The 16,641-nt window shown below is 69.0% G+C and carries 17 protein-coding genes, 1 tRNA gene and 1 other RNA gene; 8 read left to right on the top strand and 11 right to left on the bottom strand.

Annotated elements, in window-relative coordinates; translation table 11 throughout:
- Positions 1-31 precede the first annotated feature (31 nt).
- From FV229_RS01285 to argC, 5 genes are all read right to left on the bottom strand, one after another.
- A complete protein-coding gene (locus FV229_RS01285; protein WP_147750202.1) occupies positions 32-454 on the bottom strand; it encodes a metallopeptidase family protein in 423 nt (140 codons plus the stop codon).
- Positions 451-1,164, bottom strand: coding sequence for a pyrimidine 5'-nucleotidase (locus FV229_RS01280; protein ID WP_246688000.1), 714 nt, complete (start codon positions 1,162-1,164; stop codon positions 451-453). Before FV229_RS01280 ends, FV229_RS01285 begins: the two co-directional genes overlap by 4 nt.
- Before the next feature lie 120 nt (positions 1,165-1,284).
- A complete protein-coding gene (argB, locus tag FV229_RS01275; protein ID WP_187275017.1) occupies positions 1,285-2,184 on the bottom strand; it encodes an acetylglutamate kinase in 900 nt (299 codons plus the stop codon).
- A 64-nt stretch (positions 2,185-2,248) separates the two neighbouring features.
- Positions 2,249-2,719, bottom strand: coding sequence for a nuclear transport factor 2 family protein (locus FV229_RS01270; protein ID WP_147750200.1), 471 nt, complete (start codon positions 2,717-2,719; stop codon positions 2,249-2,251).
- 76 nt (positions 2,720-2,795) lie between these two features.
- Positions 2,796-3,743, bottom strand: a complete 948-nt coding sequence (gene argC, locus FV229_RS01265; RefSeq protein WP_147750199.1) for an N-acetyl-gamma-glutamyl-phosphate reductase — start codon at positions 3,741-3,743, stop codon at positions 2,796-2,798.
- A 177-nt stretch (positions 3,744-3,920) separates the two neighbouring features.
- On the opposite strand from argC, the gene FV229_RS01260 reads away from it, so the two are divergent.
- Complete coding sequence (locus FV229_RS01260; protein WP_147750198.1) at positions 3,921-4,424, top strand: hypothetical protein; 504 nt, start codon at positions 3,921-3,923, stop codon at positions 4,422-4,424.
- A gap of 139 nt (positions 4,425-4,563) precedes the next feature.
- Here FV229_RS01260 and rpsI read toward each other — a convergent pair whose 3' ends face one another.
- The 3 genes from rpsI to FV229_RS01245 all read right to left on the bottom strand — a co-directional run bounded on the left by rpsI (position 4,564) and on the right by FV229_RS01245 (position 6,318).
- Positions 4,564-5,049 carry a 30S ribosomal protein S9 gene (gene rpsI / locus FV229_RS01255; protein ID WP_147750197.1) on the bottom strand — a complete coding sequence of 162 codons (486 nt, stop codon included), beginning with the start codon at positions 5,047-5,049 and terminating at the stop codon, positions 4,564-4,566.
- A 1-nt stretch (position 5,050) separates the two neighbouring features.
- The gene (gene rplM, locus FV229_RS01250) at positions 5,051-5,512 is read right to left on the bottom strand and encodes a 50S ribosomal protein L13 (protein ID WP_147750196.1); all 462 of its coding nucleotides are present in this window, start codon (positions 5,510-5,512) and stop codon (positions 5,051-5,053) included.
- A gap of 227 nt (positions 5,513-5,739) precedes the next feature.
- Positions 5,740-6,318, bottom strand: coding sequence for a CoA-binding protein (locus FV229_RS01245; RefSeq protein WP_147750195.1), 579 nt, complete (start codon positions 6,316-6,318; stop codon positions 5,740-5,742).
- Between the two features lie 199 nt (positions 6,319-6,517).
- Between FV229_RS01245 and FV229_RS01240 the strand changes: the two genes are divergently transcribed.
- Complete coding sequence (locus tag FV229_RS01240; RefSeq protein WP_246687999.1) at positions 6,518-7,936, top strand: alpha/beta hydrolase; 1,419 nt, start codon at positions 6,518-6,520, stop codon at positions 7,934-7,936.
- Positions 7,933-9,480 carry a GMC family oxidoreductase gene (locus tag FV229_RS01235; protein ID WP_147750193.1) on the top strand — a complete coding sequence of 516 codons (1,548 nt, stop codon included), beginning with the start codon at positions 7,933-7,935 and terminating at the stop codon, positions 9,478-9,480. The genes FV229_RS01240 and FV229_RS01235 overlap by 4 nt, the downstream gene beginning before the upstream one ends.
- Before the next feature lie 99 nt (positions 9,481-9,579).
- On the opposite strand, the gene FV229_RS01230 is transcribed toward FV229_RS01235, so the two are convergent.
- Positions 9,580-9,852, bottom strand: coding sequence for a DUF2312 domain-containing protein (locus tag FV229_RS01230; protein ID WP_147750192.1), 273 nt, complete (start codon positions 9,850-9,852; stop codon positions 9,580-9,582).
- Positions 9,853-9,947: 95 nt separating this feature from the next.
- Between FV229_RS01230 and ssrA the strand changes: the two genes are divergently transcribed.
- Positions 9,948-10,305: a transfer-messenger RNA gene (ssrA, locus tag FV229_RS01225) on the top strand.
- 132 nt (positions 10,306-10,437) lie between these two features.
- Here ssrA and FV229_RS01220 read toward each other — a convergent pair.
- Positions 10,438-10,635 carry a hypothetical protein gene (locus FV229_RS01220; RefSeq protein WP_147750191.1) on the bottom strand — a complete coding sequence of 66 codons (198 nt, stop codon included), beginning with the start codon at positions 10,633-10,635 and terminating at the stop codon, positions 10,438-10,440.
- A 177-nt stretch (positions 10,636-10,812) separates the two neighbouring features.
- Between FV229_RS01220 and FV229_RS01215 the strand changes: the two genes are divergently transcribed.
- A complete protein-coding gene (locus FV229_RS01215; RefSeq protein ID WP_147750190.1) occupies positions 10,813-11,208 on the top strand; it encodes a TIGR02300 family protein in 396 nt (131 codons plus the stop codon).
- A gap of 260 nt (positions 11,209-11,468) precedes the next feature.
- Here the strand turns inward: FV229_RS01215 and FV229_RS01210 are convergent.
- Positions 11,469-11,543: transfer RNA gene (locus FV229_RS01210), tRNA-Val, on the bottom strand.
- 231 nt (positions 11,544-11,774) lie between these two features.
- Here FV229_RS01210 and FV229_RS01205 point away from each other — a divergent pair.
- The 3 genes from FV229_RS01205 (at position 11,775) to FV229_RS01195 (ending at position 16,496) form a co-directional block, all read left to right on the top strand.
- A complete protein-coding gene (locus tag FV229_RS01205; protein ID WP_147750189.1) occupies positions 11,775-12,827 on the top strand; it encodes a hypothetical protein in 1,053 nt (350 codons plus the stop codon).
- Between the two features lie 10 nt (positions 12,828-12,837).
- Positions 12,838-14,991, top strand: a complete 2,154-nt coding sequence (locus FV229_RS01200; protein WP_246688005.1) for a glycosyltransferase family 2 protein — start codon at positions 12,838-12,840, stop codon at positions 14,989-14,991.
- 164 nt (positions 14,992-15,155) lie between these two features.
- On the top strand, positions 15,156-16,496 hold the full coding sequence (locus FV229_RS01195; protein WP_147750187.1) for a UDP-glucose/GDP-mannose dehydrogenase family protein: 1,341 nt from the start codon (positions 15,156-15,158) through the stop codon (positions 16,494-16,496).
- Positions 16,497-16,641 lie beyond the last annotated feature (145 nt).

The raw sequence follows: 16,641 nt of genomic DNA, 5'->3' as shown, positions 1-16,641 counted from the left end.
TCTCATGGGTCAGGACCCATGAGGTCCGGTCTCAAAGGTCGGCGGCAGCCTCGATGCCGGCCATGTCGGCGTCCGACAGCCCGACATGGTGGCCGATCTCGTGGATCAGCACGTGGGCGACGAGGTGGCCGAGCGTCTCGTCGTGCTCGGCCCAGTAGTCGAGCAGGGGCCGGCGGTAGAGCCAGACCGTGTTCGGCATCTGGCCCGTAACGGTCTCGCCGGCCTGTGCCAAGCCGACGCCGCGGAACAGGCCGAGCAGGTCGAACTCCGATTCGCACTGCATCTCGGACAGCGTCTCGTCGTCGGGGAAGTCGTCGACGACGATGCGGACGTCGCGCGCCAGCGCCTGGAACGCGGCCGGCAGCGCCGCGAAGGTGGCGTGCGCCAGATCCTCGATCTCGACGAGGCTCGGCGCCTTCGCGGCGCTCAGGGCTTGCGCGTCGACGAGGCTCACGCGGCATCCTTTGCGACGGGAAGGACGCAGCGGCGCAGGAACGCGGCGAGGTCGTTGGTGATGTGGTCGATATGGGCTTCGCGCACCGCCTCCTGCTCGAAGGCCTCGCGGTAGGGGTCGATCGCGGACGGCACCACCAGCACGGTGGCCATGCCCATCTGGTGCGGCACTACGAGGTTGCGGGCGATGTCCTCGAACAGGGCCGCGCGCCGTGGGTCGACCGCGTGCTGGGCGAGGAAGCGCTCGTAGGTCGCGCGTTCGGGCTTCGGCACGAAGTCGGCGGCGGCGATGTCGAACACGTCCTCGAAGTGGTCGAGGATGCCGAGGCTTTTCGCGACGTTCTCGGCGTGCTTGCGCGAGCCGTTCGTCAGGATGAGCTTGCGCCCGGGCAGCTGCTCTATCGCGTCGCCCAGCGCCGGATCGAGCCGAATCGTCGCGTGGTCGATGTCGTGCGCGAAGTCGAGGAAGGCGTGCGGATCGACGCCCTCCTCCACCATCAGCGCCTTCAGGGTCGTACCGTAGCGGTGGTAGAAGTATTTCTGCAGCGCGCGCGCAGACAGCCCGTCGAGGCCGTAGAGCTGCATGACGAACAGCGTGATGCGCTCGTCCACCTGCGGCCACACCATCGCGTCGCTCGGATAGAGCGTGTTGTCGAGGTCGAACACCCAGGTGTCGACGGCCTCGAAGCCGCGGGCGTCGTCCGCCGTCACGTGGCTCTCGCCGGTTATTGTTCTGTCCGAGATGTCCGGTCTCCGAGATGACCGCAAGGCAGGATGTGCGCACCCGGATTCCAAGCAAGATCCGGGCGCGCACGATGCGGGGTTGTGCCGTCAGCTCCGGCGGATCAGGGTGCCGGCGCCGTAATCGGTGAAGAGTTCCAGCAGCACGGCGTGGTTGACCTTGCCGTCGAGGATCACGACCGCCTCGACGCCCTGATCGATCGCGTACATGCAGGTCTCGATCTTCGGGATCATGCCGCCGGTGATGGTGCCGTCGGCGATGAGCCGCCGGCAATCCTCGACCGTCAGCTCCGGGATCAGGTTCTTGTCCTTGTCGAGCACGCCCGGCACGTCGGTGAGGAGCAGCAGGCGCTTGGCACGGAGCGCCCCGGCGATGGCGCCCGAGAAGGTGTCGGCGTTGACGTTGTAGGTCTTGCCGTCGGCCCCGTAGGCCACGGGGGCCAGCACCGGGATCAGCTCGGCTTTCAGCACCGCGTCGAGCACGCCGCGCTCGACGTGCTCGGGCTCGCCGACGAGGCCGAGGTCGACCGTCTGCATCTCCCGGCTCTCGGGGTCCATCACGGTCTTGGTCGCGCGCTTGGCGCGGACCATGTTGCCGTCCTTGCCGCACAGGCCGATCGCCCGGCCGCCCTCGGCCGAGATCCAGCCGACGATCTGCTTGTTGATCGAGCCGGCCAGGACCATCTCGACCACCTCGACGGTGGCCTCGTCGGTGACACGGAGGCCGCCGCGGAACTCAGACTGGATGCCGAGCCGCTCGAGCATCCGGCCGATCTGCGGGCCGCCCCCGTGGACGACGATCGGTTTCACGCCCGATTGCTCGAGCAGCACGATGTCCTCGGCGAAGTCTTCGGCCGCGGAGGCGTCGCCCATGGCGTGCCCGCCATACTTGATGACCACGATCTCCTGGTCGTAGCGCTGCATGTGGGGCAGTGCCTGGGACAGGACTTCGGCGCGGACGTGCACGTTCGGCAGTTCGGTCATCGGCATCCTCTCGCGCCGGCTTCGCGACGCGCAGGTCTCTACAGGAAGCTTGGCGAACCGCGAAGCGCCATCACAGGCCCAGCTCCGAGAGGCCCGGATGGTCGGCGGGTCGCGGCCCTTGCGGCCAGTGGAACTTGCGCTCCGAGGCGGCGATGGCGACGTCGTTGATGCTGGCCTCGCGGCGGCGCATCAGGCCGGACTCGGTGAATTCCCACTGCTCGTTGCCGTGGGAGCGGAACCAATGCCCGTCCGCGTCGTGCCACTCGTAGGCGAAGCGCGCCGCGATCCGGTTCTCGTGGAAGGCCCAGACCTCCTTGATCAGGCGGTACTCCCGTTCGCGCTCCCACTTGCCGGTCAGGAAGGCGACGATCGCCGGGCGCCCGACCAGGAACTCGGAGCGGTTCCGCCACCAGCTGTCGGGCGTGTAGGCCAGCGACACCCGCTCGGGGTCGCGGGTGTTCCAGGCGTCCTCGGCGCCGCGCGCCTTCTTGGCCGCGGACCCGGCATCGAACGGCGGCAGCGGTGGGCGCGTCTCGGTCATGCGGTTCGATCTCCTGGTCGCAGCCGCCCGATCGTTCGCGGGCGGCGCGGTCGATGCGTCGGGCGGACGGCGCGGGTCAGGCGCCGAGCCCGAGCATCAGGCCGATGTTCTGCACGGCCGCGCCCGAGGCGCCCTTGCCGAGGTTGTCGAGGCGGGCGACCAGCACCGCCTGCCGGTGCTCGGCCGAGCCGAACACCCGCAGCTCCAGGCGATCGGTGTCGTTGAGCGCCTCCGGCTCGATCTGTTCCTTGTGGGCGCCGGTGGTCGCGCCGGGCACGACCTGCACCAGGGGCTGCCCCGCGTACCAGCGCACGAGGGCGTCCTCGAGGTCGCCCGCCGACGGGCGGCCCGGCAGCGCGTCGAGATGGAGCGGGATCGACACCAGCATGCCCTGCCGGAACGCGCCGACGGAGGGGATGAAGATCGGCCGGGCGGTGAGCCGGGAATAGGTCTGCGTCTCCGGCAGGTGCTTGTGCGCGAATCCGAGGCCGTAGAGCAGGAACGGCGCGGCGGAGCCGGCCTTGTAGGATTCGATCATGCTCTTGCCGCCGCCGCTGTAGCCGCTGACCGCGTTGATGCTGACGAAGGTGTCGGCCGGAATCAGGCCGCCCTCGACCAGCGGCCGCAGCAGCGCGATCGCGCCGGTGGGATAGCAGCCGGGGTTGGCGACCCGCCGCGAGGCGGCGATCGCCTCCGCCTGCCCGGGGGCCATCTCGGCGAAGCCGTAGGTCCAGCCGCCGGCGATCCGGTGGGCGGTGCTGGCATCGAGCACGCGGGGACCGCCGCCGGGCAGCGCGTCGCAGAGCGCCACCGTCTCGCGGGCCGCGTCGTCCGGCAGGCAGAGCACCACGAGGTCGACCTCGGCGAGCAGCGCCCGCTTCACGCTCGAATCCTTGCGGTCGGCATGCGCGATGCTGCGGAGCACCACCTTGCCGTCGCGCTCAAGGCGCTCCCGGATGCCGAGCCCTGTCGTGCCGGCCTCGCCATCGATGAACACCGTCGGCTTTTTGGTCTCGCCCGCCATCGCTCGTCGCACCCTCGAAGCCGGCCGCCGCCGGGACGTCGTGTCGCGGTGCGGGAGGTGGCCGGTGCGTGCCGGCCTGTCAATGCCGGGCGCCATCAACAAGCCATCGCGCTGCTGCCGGAACGCGGTGGGCGTGCCCCCGTTGTCGGCAAAATCGACGACGATGGGTGAAAGACGATGTCCGAGACCGCGAAAAAGACCGATCCCAAGCTTTGGGAGAAGACCAAGGACAAGGTCACGAAGAGCGAGAAGGGTGGAAAGGCCGGCCAGTGGTCGGCCCGCAAGGCCCAGCTCGCGACGCAGGAATACAAGAAGGCCGGCGGCGGCTACGCCGGCAAGAAGACCGACGACAACCACCTGAAGCAGTGGACCGACGAGGATTGGGACACGAAGTCCGGCAAGGAAAGCGGCAAGACCGGGGAACGCTACCTGCCGAAGAAGGCGCGCGAGGCCGTCTCGGACGAGCAGTACGACCGCTCGACGCAGAAGAAGCGCAGCGACACGGCGAAGGGCAAGCAGTTCTCGAAGCAGCCGAAGGACGTGGCGAAGAAGGCTGCGGCCGCCCGCAAATCCGCCTCCGGCGAGACCAAGGCCGACCTGATGAAGAAGGCCAAGGCGCAGAAGGTGCCCGGGCGCTCGAAGATGTCCAAGGCGGAGCTGGAGAAGGCTGTCCACGCCTGACGCGGCAGTCGCGCCCGCTGGGACCTGTCGGGCGGTCCGCTCAAGGCGAGCTCGACCGATTCGGGTCGGCGATTGGACCGAACCAATAAAAAAGGCGGCCCCGCGAGGAGCCGCCTTCTCTTTTGACCGAATGAGCCGATCAGCGCTTCGAGAACTGGAAGCTGCGGCGGGCCTTCTTGCGGCCGTACTTCTTGCGCTCGACCACGCGGCTGTCGCGGGTGAGGAAGCCCTCGCGCTTCAGCGGCGCGCGGAGTTCCGGCTCGTAGTAGGTCAGCGCCTTCGAGAGGCCGTGGCGCACCGCGCCGGCCTGGCCCGAGAGGCCGCCGCCGGCGACCGTGACGGTGATGTCGTACTGGTCGACGCGGTTGGCCACCGTGAGCGGCTGGCGCAGGATCATGCGCAGCACGGGGCGGGCGAAGTACACCTCGACGGCGCGCTTGTTGACGACGACCTTGCCGGTGCCGGGGCGGATCCAGACGCGGGCGACCGCGTCCTTGCGCTTGCCGGTGGCGTAGGCGCGGCCCTGGGCGTCGAGCTTCTGCACGTGGACGGGGGCGGCGTGCTCGTTCTCGAGGCCGCCGGCGTTCGACCGGTTGAGGTCGGAGAGGGACTGAAGCGTCGCCATCTTAAGCGCTCACGTTCTTGCGGTTGAGGACGCCGACGTCGAACGTCTGCGGCTGCTGGGCCTCGTGCGGGTGGCTGGTGCCCTTGTAGACCCGGAGGTTGCCCATGATCTGGCGGAACAGCGGGCCGCGGGGCAGCATGCGCTCGACGGCCTTCTCCACGACGCGCTCGGGGAAGCGCCCTTCGAGGATGAACTTGGCCGACCGCTCCTTGATGCCGCCGGGGAAACCGGTGTGGTGGTAGTACACCTTCTGGACGTATTTGCGCCCGGTGAACTTCACCTTGTCGGCGTTGATGACGATGACGTTGTCACCGCAATCGACGTGGGGGGTGTAGGCAGGCTTGTGCTTGCCGCGCAGACGCAGGGCGATGATCGACGCCAGACGGCCGACGACGAGGCCCTCCGCGTCGATCACGATCCACTTCTTGTCGACGTCGGCGGGCTTCAGCGAAAAGGTTTTCATAAGCCGAATTCCGTTGGCGCTCGGTGGTGTGTCGAAAAACGAGCCGCCGCCGCGTCGGGGGACGCGGCGGCGTTGGCCGGTGGATAGACGGGGCGACGCCTGAGGTCAAGCCGTTTCGCAGGTCCGCATCACCCGAAAAGCGATGTTCTGGAAGGAGTTCAGCCTAGTGGTATCCAGATACCGCAAGGCCGGGACCTGTCCCGTCGCACCATCGCGAATGGTGTGCTTCAATCCATTCCACCACCTCGCGGGGCGATGGTGAACTTCTGTACGCCCTTGCCCGCGAGCACCGGCTTCTTCGCGCTGATGATGCGCGAGTTGACCCCGGTCCAGCCGATCTCGCCCGAGAGCCGGCCGTACTCGATCTTGGGGCAGCGGTTCATGATGACCGTGACGCCGCGCGCCTCGGCGCGGGCGGCGGCCGCGTCGTCGCGCACGCCCAGCTGCATCCAGATCGTCTTCGGCAGCGGGTCGAGCGCCAAGGCCTCGTCGACGAGGCCGCCGGCGGCGGCCGAATTGCGGAAGATCTCGACCATGTCGACCGGTTCGCCGAGTTCGGCCAGCGATGCGACCACCGGGCGCCCGAGCAGCGTCTGCCCGGCGAGGCCCGGGTTCACCGGCGTCACCACGTAGCCGCGGTCGAGCAAATATTTCAGCACGATCCAGCTCGGCCGCGCCGGGTTGGCCGAGGCACCGACGAGGGCGATCGTGCCCGTGGCCCGCAGGGTCGCGCGGATGTGCGCGTCGGCGTAGCGACCGTGGCGGGTGGCGAGGCCGTCGGGAACCTGGTCGAGGGTCGGGATCATCGAACTTCGCTTCCTTTTCGGATCGCGGACTCTTTGGTATCGCAGACCTCCCTGCTTACGGTGCCGCGCGGATCGGGTCGATTCCGGCGGTCGGCCCGAGGTGCAGCCACCCGGTACCGCGGCAGGGCGACATCGGGCGAAGCGCGGCATTAAGGCCGCTTGATTGCCACGCGTCCCGCGCGATCTCGCTGCGATGATCTTGAACTTACCCACCGCGGCCGCGACTGCGCCGCCGACCCTGTTCTGCCTGCACTTCCTCGGGGGCAGTGCGCGGGAATGGGCGCCGACGGCCGAACGCCTCGGGGCGGATGTCGTTTGCGTGCCGATCGACTTGCCCGGCTTCGGCGACGCCGCGGACGTGACCGGCTACGACGTGGCGGCGATGGCCGACCACGTCGCGGCAAAGGTCCGCGCCGCGCGGCCGGGACGCTGGCTCATCGCCGGGCACAGCATGGGCGCGAAGGTGGCCCTCGCCCTGGCGCGTCGTGCCGAGGATGGCGAGGCGGGGCTCGAAGGGCTCTCCGGCCTCGTCCTGCTCGCCGGCTCGCCGCCGAGCCCCGAGCCGATGGAGGAAGAGCGTCGCGCGGCGATGATCGCCTGGATCGGCGCCGACGCCGGGACTCGGCAGTCGGAGGCCGAGGCCTTCGTCGCGTCGAATGTCGGCGCGCCCCTCCCCGCCGACCGGGCCGACGCCGCAATCGCCGACGTGCTGCGCGCCGAGCCGGCGGCCTGGCGCGCCTGGCTCGCGGGCGGAAGCCGCGAGGATTGGTGCGAGCGCGTCGGCGTCCTGCGCACCCCCGCCCTCATCCTCGCCGGTGGCGAGGACGGCGACCTCGGACCGGAGGCGCAAACCGCGCTGATGGCGCCGCATTTCGGTTCGGCCCGCCTAGTCACCCTCGACGGCGCCGGCCACCTGCTGCCGATCGAGCGGCCGGATGCGGTCGCCGACTTGATTCGCGGCCACGTCGTCGCGCCGCACACGGAAGAGCCTGAAGCGCCGAAGATCAACGCGGCGTATCGCGACCTGATCGCCTCCGAGCGGGTCAACGGCCGCCTGCGCACGGCCTTGCACGAGCGCGCCGCGCCGGACGATCCCGCCTATCGCCCGCAGGCCCTCGACGCGGTGGAACTCGCGATCCTGCGGGCCGTCGTCGCCCGGGTGCTGCCGCAGGCCGCCGGGATCGATCTCGCCGCCCGCATCGACGCGCGGCTCGCGGGCGGCGCCGGCGACGGCTGGCGCTTCTCCGCGTTGCCGCCGGACGCCTCCGCCTATCGCGCCGCCCTGCGCAGCCTCGACGCCGCGGCGCAGGCGGGGGGACACCGCTTCGTTGCGCTGGACGGCGCGGCACAGGACGACCTGCTCGAGGCGATCGAGGCCAAGACCCTTTCGGGCGGTCCGGCCGGTGGCTTCGATCCGGAGCAGCTGGCCTTCTGGTTCGAGGACCTGCGGTCGGACGTGGTGCGGACATGGCTCGCCCATCCGGTGGCGCTCGCCTGGATCGGCTTTTCCGGCATCGGCGCGGGCGGCGACGGGCCGCGGCCGGTGGGATTCACGAAGGTCGGTTTGGGCGAGCGCGAGGGCTGGGAGCCCGTCGCGCAGGGTGGGGATGCACGATGAACCTCGATACGATTAGGCGCTATTCCACCGACGAGGTGGTCGACGCGGTGGTGATCGGCACCGGCGCCGGCGGTGCGCCGCTGATGGCGCGCCTGGCCGCCGCCGGTTCGCGCGTGGTCGCCCTGGAGGCCGGCCCGAACTTCGATCCGCAGGCCTTCGCCTTCGACGAGACCCTCGCCGACGAAATATACTGGACGGACGAGCGCCTTAGCGGCGGTTCGACGCCGGAAGCCTTCGGCGGCAACAACAGCGGCACCGGCGTCGGCGGCTCGACCCTCCACTGGGGCGCGTTCTGCCCGCGTGCCGACCAGCGCGACCTGATGATCCACACCGAGACCGGAGAGGGCATCGACTGGCCGGTGAACTACGACGAGCTGCTGCCGTTCTACGAGCGCGTCGAGGCCTTCATCGGCGTCTCCGGCCCGCAGAGCTATCCGTGGGACGCGAGCCGGCGCTACCCCCTGGCCCCCGTGCCCCGCAACGCTTCCGCGCAGATCATGGCCGAGGCCTGCGCCGGCATGGGCATCCGCGCCACGGACGCGCCCGCGGCCGTCGTCTCGCGCGACTTCCCGCAGGAAGGCGGCGCGGTGCGATCGGCCTGCATCAATTGCGGCTATTGCCATCAGGGCTGCCGCAACGGCGCCAAAACCAGCATGGACGTGACCTACCTGCCGCTGGCGGTGGCGCATGGCGCCGAGATCCGGCCGGAGGCCCGCGCGCACGGGTTCGAGCGTGACCGCGAGGGCCGGATCACAGCGGTGATCTACCGGCAGGGCGGCGTCGACCACAAGCAGCGTTGCGCGCAGGTGTTCCTCTGCGCCGGCTCCGTCGAGACCGCGCGGCTGCTGCTGCATACGGGACTGGCCAACGGCAGCGGGCAGGTCGGGCGCAACTACATGGGCCATGTCGCGACGCAGGTCTGGGGCACGTTCGATGCCGAGACGCGGCCGAACAAGGGCTACCCGTCCTCGCTGATCACCGAGGACATGATCCGCCCGAAGGACGCCGACTTCGCCGGCGGCTACCTCGTCCAGAGCCTCGGCGTCGCGCCGCTGACCTTCGCCAACTCGGTGGCGCGCGGGCGCAAGCTTTGGGGCAAGGCGCTCGGCGACTACCTCGCAAACTACAACCACGTGGCCGGCATCGGCATCAACGGCGAGACCCTGCCCTGCGACGCCAACCGGCTGACGCTCTCGGACGAGGCCGACGCCCTCGGCATGGGCAAGGCCGCGATCGATTTCGGCTACGGCCCCAACGAGACGCGCCTGAACGCCCACGCCACGAAGCTGATGATCGACCTGTGGACCCAGGCCGGCGCCCGCGACATCTGGGTGCTCGACCGCGTCGCCCACACCATCGGCACCTGCCGCATGGGCCATGACGGCGACCACGCGGTGGTCGATGCGTTCGGGAAGTCGTTCGAGGTCCCGAACCTGTGGGTCTGCGACGGCTCGACCTTCCCGAGTTCGCTCGCGGCGAACCCCGCGCTGACGATCATGGCCCTGAGCTTGCGTAGCGCGGAGAAGGTGCTGAGTGGCGCCTGACATGTGACGGCGGGTCATCCCTCATCCGCAGAGGAAGGGAAGACCCGCGTCGCGTGCGATCTCGTACGCTTGGAGGCCCCTTCTGAGCCCCTGCCGCGATCAAGCAGCGATCGCCTCGGGCTTCGGCGCGGGTGCGTCCATCGCCCGCATGTAGACGTCGAGCAGCGTCTCGTGCTCGTCGCGGGCATCCTGGTCGAGCTTGCGCAGGCGGATGATCTCCTTGAGGATCTTCACGTCGAGGCCTTCGCCCTTCGCCTCGGCGAAGATTTCCTTCTTCGCCTCCGTCAGCGCCTTGATCTCCTCGTCCACCTGCTCGATCCGCTCGACGATGGAGCGGATGCGGTCGCCGGCGATTCCAATGGTGTCGGTCATCCGAGAACCCTGTTCGTGAGAAGCCACGGCGGGCTCGTCGCGCATCGGGGTGAGCGAACGGTTAAGGCGGCCGATCCCCTGAGCGCCGCACGACGGATCTGGATTTCCGGCCGTCGATCGTCTATATGAGACCTGCGGTTGATGACCGGTTCGTAATAACGTTTCAGGACCCGGAGGGCAGTACTCCGGCGCCTCCACCACGAACGCAGCGGCGCTGCGTTTCTGATGGGGGCGAAATAGGTTCGACTGGGCGGTAAAGGGATCGCGAGTTCAGCTTCACTTCGGTGAGGTACGATGCGACTGTCGGTAGGGACTCGACCGGTTCGACGCGGGCAACCCCCGTTTCGGGCACCTGACCAAATCCTAAATGCCAACGATAACGTTGTCATGGATGCCCGCCTCGCGGCGTAAGCATCTTGCGGTAGGGTAACCGTCGAAACAGAACCCGGGGCTTCGGCCCCGGGACCCACCTTTCCTCAGCCTCGGATTGAGCGCCCTGCCCTCTCGGCGGAGCGGAAACGCATGTCCGGGCGACGCCCCGCAGGCCCGAGAGCCGGCGAGGCGAGGCAACGGCGGCTGCGGTGCTTAGCGCTGCTTGTCCTTCTTGTTGGCGTTGTGATGCCCGACGGCGCAGCCGGCGGCAGCGCCCATCTTGCCGTGGCCCGCCATGTGGCCGGCGACGCCGCCGACGATGGCGCCCTTGATGCAGCCCTTGGCCTCGGCCGGGGCGGACTGGCTGAGGGCGCCGAGGGCGAGCAGGCCGGCGAGGAGTGCGAACTTCATGAGCGTGGATCTCCGTTGCTGTGAAGATCGAACGAGCGGGCCGGCGACAGCGTTCCGGCGGTCCTTTTCCGGTCTTCGCTGCAGGTCCGCCATGCGTGCGCCGAGCGAGATGAATTGACACCGCGCGAAAACCCACGACATCACGGGTCTTGATCGCACTGACACAGGAAGGCGCACGTGGCTCGTCCCGAACTCGGTACCAAACGGATCTGCCCGACGACCGGCAGGAAGTTCTACGACCTCGGTCGTGATCCGGTGGTTTCCCCCTATTCCGGCGAGGTCGTCCCGACCGCCGCCCTCACCCCCTTCGCGAGCCGGTCCGCGCCGATCGCCGCCCGCAAGGAACCCGTCGCCGACGAAGACGAGGCCGACGCCGCCGGTCCGGAACTGGTCTCCCTCGACGAGGTCGAGGCCGAGGAGACCGAGAAGGACACGGATACGGACACCGAGGGCGACGACGTCATCGAGCCGGATGCCGACGGCGAGACCGCCGACGACGACACCCTCGTGGTGGACGACGAGGACGACGACACCACCGATCTCGTCGACGTCGAGGACGAAGACGACGATTGATCGCGCGACGCAGGTCGCGCCGGTTCGCCCGGCGCGACCACGTCCCCGATTCGCCGTCCGCGTGGGGCTGATCTGGGCGCATGCGACTTGCGCGGGCTTGCCGGCAGAATCGGCCCAAGGTCGGATGGAGACATTAGAGGCACACCTCGGGTGCTCGAACCCCAGGCGTGGCGCCGGTCGCACGCTGACCTGTTGCGGCCAAGAAAAAAGGGCCCCCTGCGGAGCCCTTGCTTCGATCATCGATCATTCCGCGAGTGGAATGGTGGGCGCGACAGGGATCGAACCTGTGACCCCTTCCATGTCAAGGAAGTGCTCTCCCGCTGAGCTACGCGCCCCCGCCGAAGCCGTTTGGCTTCGGTGTGGGGGGCTATAGCCTTCGCCGTCCGGGGGCGCAAGCCGGAACGGACGAAACGCACGCTGGATTTGGTCGTCCGGTTTCGCCGCAGTCCGGGCGACCCGTCGTTGCCCACTGCAACGCTCTTCGAAATGGGTTATGGCGCGGTCTCGGTCGGCGCTAGAGGTCGCCCGGGATCGGGCCCGGGCGACGGGCGCTGCAGCGACGGGACATGCGGTTCTTCATCGATTACGACAACGGCGACGTGATCCATGGCTGGATTGTCCCGGACAACCCCCTGGCGGTCAGCCGGGTCGTGGTGTCCGTCGAGGGGCAGCGGGTCGCGGAAGTCTCCGCCACGATCACCGAGCCCGCGTTCCAGCGCAGCGGTTGGCACTCCACCGGGCAATGCGTGTTCGTGTTGCGGGAATCCGAAGTGCCGGGCCTGGCGGCGATACCGGTCCTTGAGCTCTACGACGCCGACACCAACGTGCTGGTCTATCGCCGCGTCCCGCGCGAGGGCCTGATCGATCGCCGGGTGCTTCTGATCAACACCGGCATCCATCCCGAAGTCGGCCTGCAGAACGCGCTGTTCCCGTATTTCCAGCAATCCCATTTCGGCATCCACAAGCTCTCCGACGAGATCGTGACCAGCGTCCTCGGAAACGAGACTCCGACCTCCCGCCTTATCGCCGGCGCGCTCGTGGTGCCGCGCTATGAGCAGTATTTCCCGCCGGATCGCATGCTGTCGGCGATCCTGGTCCACGATCCGCATGTGGAGATGGCCACGCGGATGCTGTGGCTGAAGGCGCGTTCCAAGGTGGTGGCCGAGGACGATGCCGGTTGGCGCGTCGATCGCTATGCCGAGGCAGCCCTATTCGTCGACGACTACGACTACACGGATCAAAAGAGCCTGAAGCGCTTTTTCCGGATGCTGCCGGAGCAGGCCTACCACCTCCTCTACAACCCGCTGTCGCGGCAGCTCGGCACGCGGCTACCCGACGACCGGCTCCATCCCGGTAATTCCATCGTCGCGATCGAAATCCTCGCGCGCCTCGGGATCGTCGGACACCGGACCTACTTCGACGCTTTCGCCTCCACCCTGTTCGACCAGATCGGACTGGAGGGCGGTCTGCCCCTGCCGGCGCCCGTTCCGATCTCCGACGAGGCTCTGGCCCTGGCCGAGCGCCTCCGCGCCGTGAAGGCGGTCGCCGACATGCTGGTCTTCGACATCGCCATGTCGGACGCGGTGCTGATGTCCCTCGCCAAGAGCTGGAATCACTGACGTGGTGGATATCGAGGCTGTCCTCGTCGGCGTTGGAGCGAATCGGACGCTCGTCGTCCACCGCGACGCGGACGGGCTTCGCCTCGACCTCGCCGGCCTTGGGCTCGGCGGAGCCTGGGTTACGATCACGCTGCACGACAACCCCGCCGCGCCGCGCGAGGCCCACCCGCTGATGAGTCTTGTCGTCAGCGACGAGGCTCGGTTCGGCGTTCCGGTCGCGCACGAGGCCGTCGGCGCCGGCGTCTCCGCCTGGACCGGTCAGGTCCCGGCGACGATCCGCGCCCTCCGCGTCGCGAACCTCGCCGGCGGCAGGCCTCCGCATCCGAGCCGGATCACGATCCGCCGCCGCACCCGTCCGGCCTTGGTGGCGAGAGCCTTTTCCCGGGCCCCCGGGCTTGCGGTGCGGGCGGTTTATTGGCGCAGCCTCGGCAAACGGGTGCGCGGGCGCAGCTTCCTCGACCGGGCGCTGCGGCACCGGAGCGAGGGCGGCTACGCCGCCTGGATCCGGCGAGCCGACACCCTGGACGCGGCCGAGCGCCGCCGGATCGCGGCGGAGGTCGCCGCCTGGGAGGCGCCGCCGTTGATCTCGGTGCTGATGCCGGTCCACGACCCGGCGCCGAAGGTCCTGCGAACGGCGCTGCGCTCGGTCCAGGCCCAACTTTATCCGTATTGGGAACTCTGCGTCGTCGACGACGCCTCGACCGATCCGCGGATCCCGCAGCTGCTCGCGCGCTTCGCAGCCGCCGACCCCCGTATCCGCGTCGCGCGCCGGGTTGAGAACGGACACATCGCCCGCGCGACCAACGACGCGGCGGCGGCGGCGCGGGGCACGTTCTGCGCCTTCCTGGATCATGACGACGCGCTGCCCGCGCACGCCCTCTACGAGGTGGCGCGGGCGATCCGCGCCAATCCCGATCTGGTGCTGATCTACAGCGACGAGGACAAGGTCGACCGCCGCGGCAACCGGTTCGATCCGCACTTCAAGGCAGACTTCGACCGCGAGCTGCTCTACGCGCAGAATTACATCAATCACCTCACCGTGGTGCGCACCGAGGCCTTCCGGGCGGTCGGCGGCCTGCGCCCGGGATTCGAAGGCAGCCAAGACCACGACCTGTTGCTGCGTCTGACCGATCGGCTCGACCCCGCCCGCATCCGGCACATTCCGGCGGTGCTCTATCATTGGCGCGCTGCGAGCGGCTCGGGCACGTTCTCGGACCGGGCGAGCGCCCGTACCGAGGCGGCCCGCCTGCGGGCGCTGGACGAGATCGTCGCCCCCTGGGGCGGCAGGGCCGAGCGCGGTCCCGCCGGATTCAACCGGCTGGTGCGCCCGATCCCCGATCCGGCGCCGCGCGTCTCGGTGATCATCCCGACGCGCGACCGCGCCGAACTGCTCCGCGTGACCCTCGACGGCCTGTTCGGTCGGACCGATTACCCGACGATCGAGGTCGTCGTCGTCGACAACGACAGCCGCGAGCCCGAGACCCGCGCCCTGTTCGCGGAATATCGCGACGACCCGCGCCTGCGTGTGGTGGCGGTGCCTGGCGCGTTCAATTTCTCTGACCTGTCGAACCGTGGGGCGGCGGCGGCGACCGGCTCCGTGCTGCTGTTCCTGAACAACGACGTCGAGGTGGTCGAACCGGGCTGGCTGCGCGAGCTCGTCTCGATCGCCTTGGTGCCTGATGTCGGCGCGGTCGGCGCCAAGCTCCTCTACCCGGACGGGACGGTGCAGCATGGCGGCGTCATCCTCGGGATCGGCGGGGTCGCTGGCCACAGCCATCTCGGGGTCGACGGCGACGCGCCGGGCTATTTCGGGCGGATGACGGTCGCGCACGAGGCCTCGGCCGTCACCGGCGCGTGCCTGGCGATGCGCGCCGACGTGTTCGCCGCCGTCGGCGGCTTCGACGCGGAGGACCTGAAGGTCGCCTTCAACGACGTCGATCTATGCCTGCGCGTGCGCGAGGCGGGCTACCGGATCGTCTGGACGCCCTTCGCCACCCTCGTCCACCACGAGTCGAAGAGTCGCGGACCCGAGGATACGCCCGAGAAGCTGATCCGATTCGAACGCGAGACGGCCGTGATGCAGGCACGCTGGGGGGCGCGTCTGCGGGCGGATCCCTATTATAACATCAATCTGTCACGCATCTCTGGGCACTACCGATTCTAACCCCGTGTTCGTATTTTCACCCTACCGGGCGGTGGGACAGTGATACGGTTTCGCCCGGAGCTTCTGAGACGAGGGGCGCCGTACGGCCTGTTCCCTGCGAAGCCGATCCAGGGTAATGCTGCAGTGCAATCGGCGATCGCATCCGAGCCGACGACGGAGGTTGCATGCGGATCGTCATGGTCGGGTCGGGGTATGTCGGCCTGGTGTCCGGGACTTGTTTTGCCGATTTCGGGCATGAGGTCGTGTGCCTCGACCAGGACCCGGCCAAGATCGAGGCGTTGCGCGCCGGGCGCATGCCGATCTACGAACCCGGTCTCGAAGCGCTCGTCGCCGAGAACGTGCGCCGGGGTCGGCTCGGCTTCGGGATCGACCTCGCGGCGGCGGTCGCGGGCGCCGACGCGGTGTTCATCGCGGTGGGCACGCCCTCGCGACGCGGCGACGGCTTCGCCGACCTCAGCTACGTCTACGCCGCGGCCCGCGAGATCGCGGCGGCGCTGACCGGCTATACGGTGATCGTCACAAAATCCACGGTTCCGGTCGGCACCGGCGACGAGGTCGAGCGCATCATCCGCGAGGCGCGGCCCGAGGCCGACTTCGCCGTCGTGTCCAACCCGGAATTCCTGCGCGAGGGCGCGGCGATCGACGACTTCAAGCGACCCGACCGCATCGTCATCGGTGCCGAGGACGCGCGCGCCGAGGAGGTGATCCGGGAGGTCTACCGCCCGCTCTACCTCAACGCCGCGCCGATCCTCGTCACCGGACGGCGTACCGCCGAGCTGACCAAGTACGCGGCCAACGCCTTCCTGGCGACCAAGATCACCTTCATCAACGAGATCGCGGACCTGTGCGAGCAGGTCGGCGCCGACGTGCAGGAGGTCGCCCGCGGCATTGGCCTCGACAACCGCATCGGCGCGAAGTTCCTCCATGCCGGCCCGGGCTACGGCGGCTCGTGCTTCCCCAAGGATACGCTGGCGCTGGTGAAGACAGCGCAGGATGCCGGGACGCCGATGCGGATCGTCGAGACCGTGGTCGCGGTCAACGAGAGCCGCAAGCGGGCGATGGCGCGCAAGGTCATCCAGGCCTGCGGCGGCTCGGTGCGCGGCAAGACGATCGGGCTGCTCGGCCTCACCTTCAAGCCCAACACCGACGACATGCGCGATGCCCCTTCGCTCGCGATCGTCGCCGGTCTGCTGGACGCCGGTGCGACCGTGCGGGCCTACGACCCCGAGGGAATGGGCCAAGCACGTGCGCTCCTGCCCGACATCGATTACGCCGACGACCCCTATTCCTGCGCCGAGGGCGCCGACGCCTTGGTGCTCGTCACCGAGTGGAACGCGTTCCGGGCGCTCGACCTCGAACGGCTGCGCACCACAATGGCCGAGCCGGTCCTGGTCGACCTGCGCAACGTCTACCGCGTCCAAGACGTGGAACGCCTCGGCTTCCGCTACGCCGGCGTGGGACGTGCGTCGGGGGGCGGGCGATCCGAAGAACGAGACGGCGGGTGAAGCCGGCAACTCGAGCGTCCAGAGGTCGATCGATCGGCGCGCGCTGCAATGACGCGGCGCTTTCAACACAAATTCACCGGTTTTGAACGGTTCAGATGGCAATGGTGACAAGGCTGCGGCAAAGCTTAGGTTGATGAACATTCAC

The sequence above is a fragment of the Methylobacterium sp. WL120 genome (assembly GCF_008039465.1).
Lineage (GTDB): Bacteria > Pseudomonadota > Alphaproteobacteria > Rhizobiales > Beijerinckiaceae > Methylobacterium > Methylobacterium cerastii.
Note: the sequence above shows the minus strand (reverse complement) of the source record. Positions and strands in the feature narration are given on the sequence as shown.

Coding starts and splice junctions, on each gene's coding strand:
- rplM (WP_147750196.1), bottom strand. CDS start 5,512: ATGAAAACCTTTTCGCTGAAGCCCGCCGACGTCGACAAGAAGTGGATC.
- FV229_RS01230 (WP_147750192.1), bottom strand. CDS start 9,852: ATGACCGACACCATTGGAATCGCCGGCGACCGCATCCGCTCCATCGTC.
- rpsI (WP_147750197.1), bottom strand. CDS start 5,049: ATGGCGACGCTTCAGTCCCTCTCCGACCTCAACCGGTCGAACGCCGGC.
- FV229_RS01195 (WP_147750187.1), top strand. CDS start 15,156: ATGCGGATCGTCATGGTCGGGTCGGGGTATGTCGGCCTGGTGTCCGGG.
- FV229_RS01245 (WP_147750195.1), bottom strand. CDS start 6,318: ATGATCCCGACCCTCGACCAGGTTCCCGACGGCCTCGCCACCCGCCAC.
- FV229_RS01205 (WP_147750189.1), top strand. CDS start 11,775: ATGCGGTTCTTCATCGATTACGACAACGGCGACGTGATCCATGGCTGG.
- FV229_RS01235 (WP_147750193.1), top strand. CDS start 7,933: ATGAACCTCGATACGATTAGGCGCTATTCCACCGACGAGGTGGTCGAC.
- FV229_RS01270 (WP_147750200.1), bottom strand. CDS start 2,719: ATGACCGAGACGCGCCCACCGCTGCCGCCGTTCGATGCCGGGTCCGCG.
- argB (WP_187275017.1), bottom strand. CDS start 2,184: ATGCCGATGACCGAACTGCCGAACGTGCACGTCCGCGCCGAAGTCCTG.
- argC (WP_147750199.1), bottom strand. CDS start 3,743: ATGGCGGGCGAGACCAAAAAGCCGACGGTGTTCATCGATGGCGAGGCC.
- FV229_RS01220 (WP_147750191.1), bottom strand. CDS start 10,635: ATGAAGTTCGCACTCCTCGCCGGCCTGCTCGCCCTCGGCGCCCTCAGC.
- FV229_RS01260 (WP_147750198.1), top strand. CDS start 3,921: ATGTCCGAGACCGCGAAAAAGACCGATCCCAAGCTTTGGGAGAAGACC.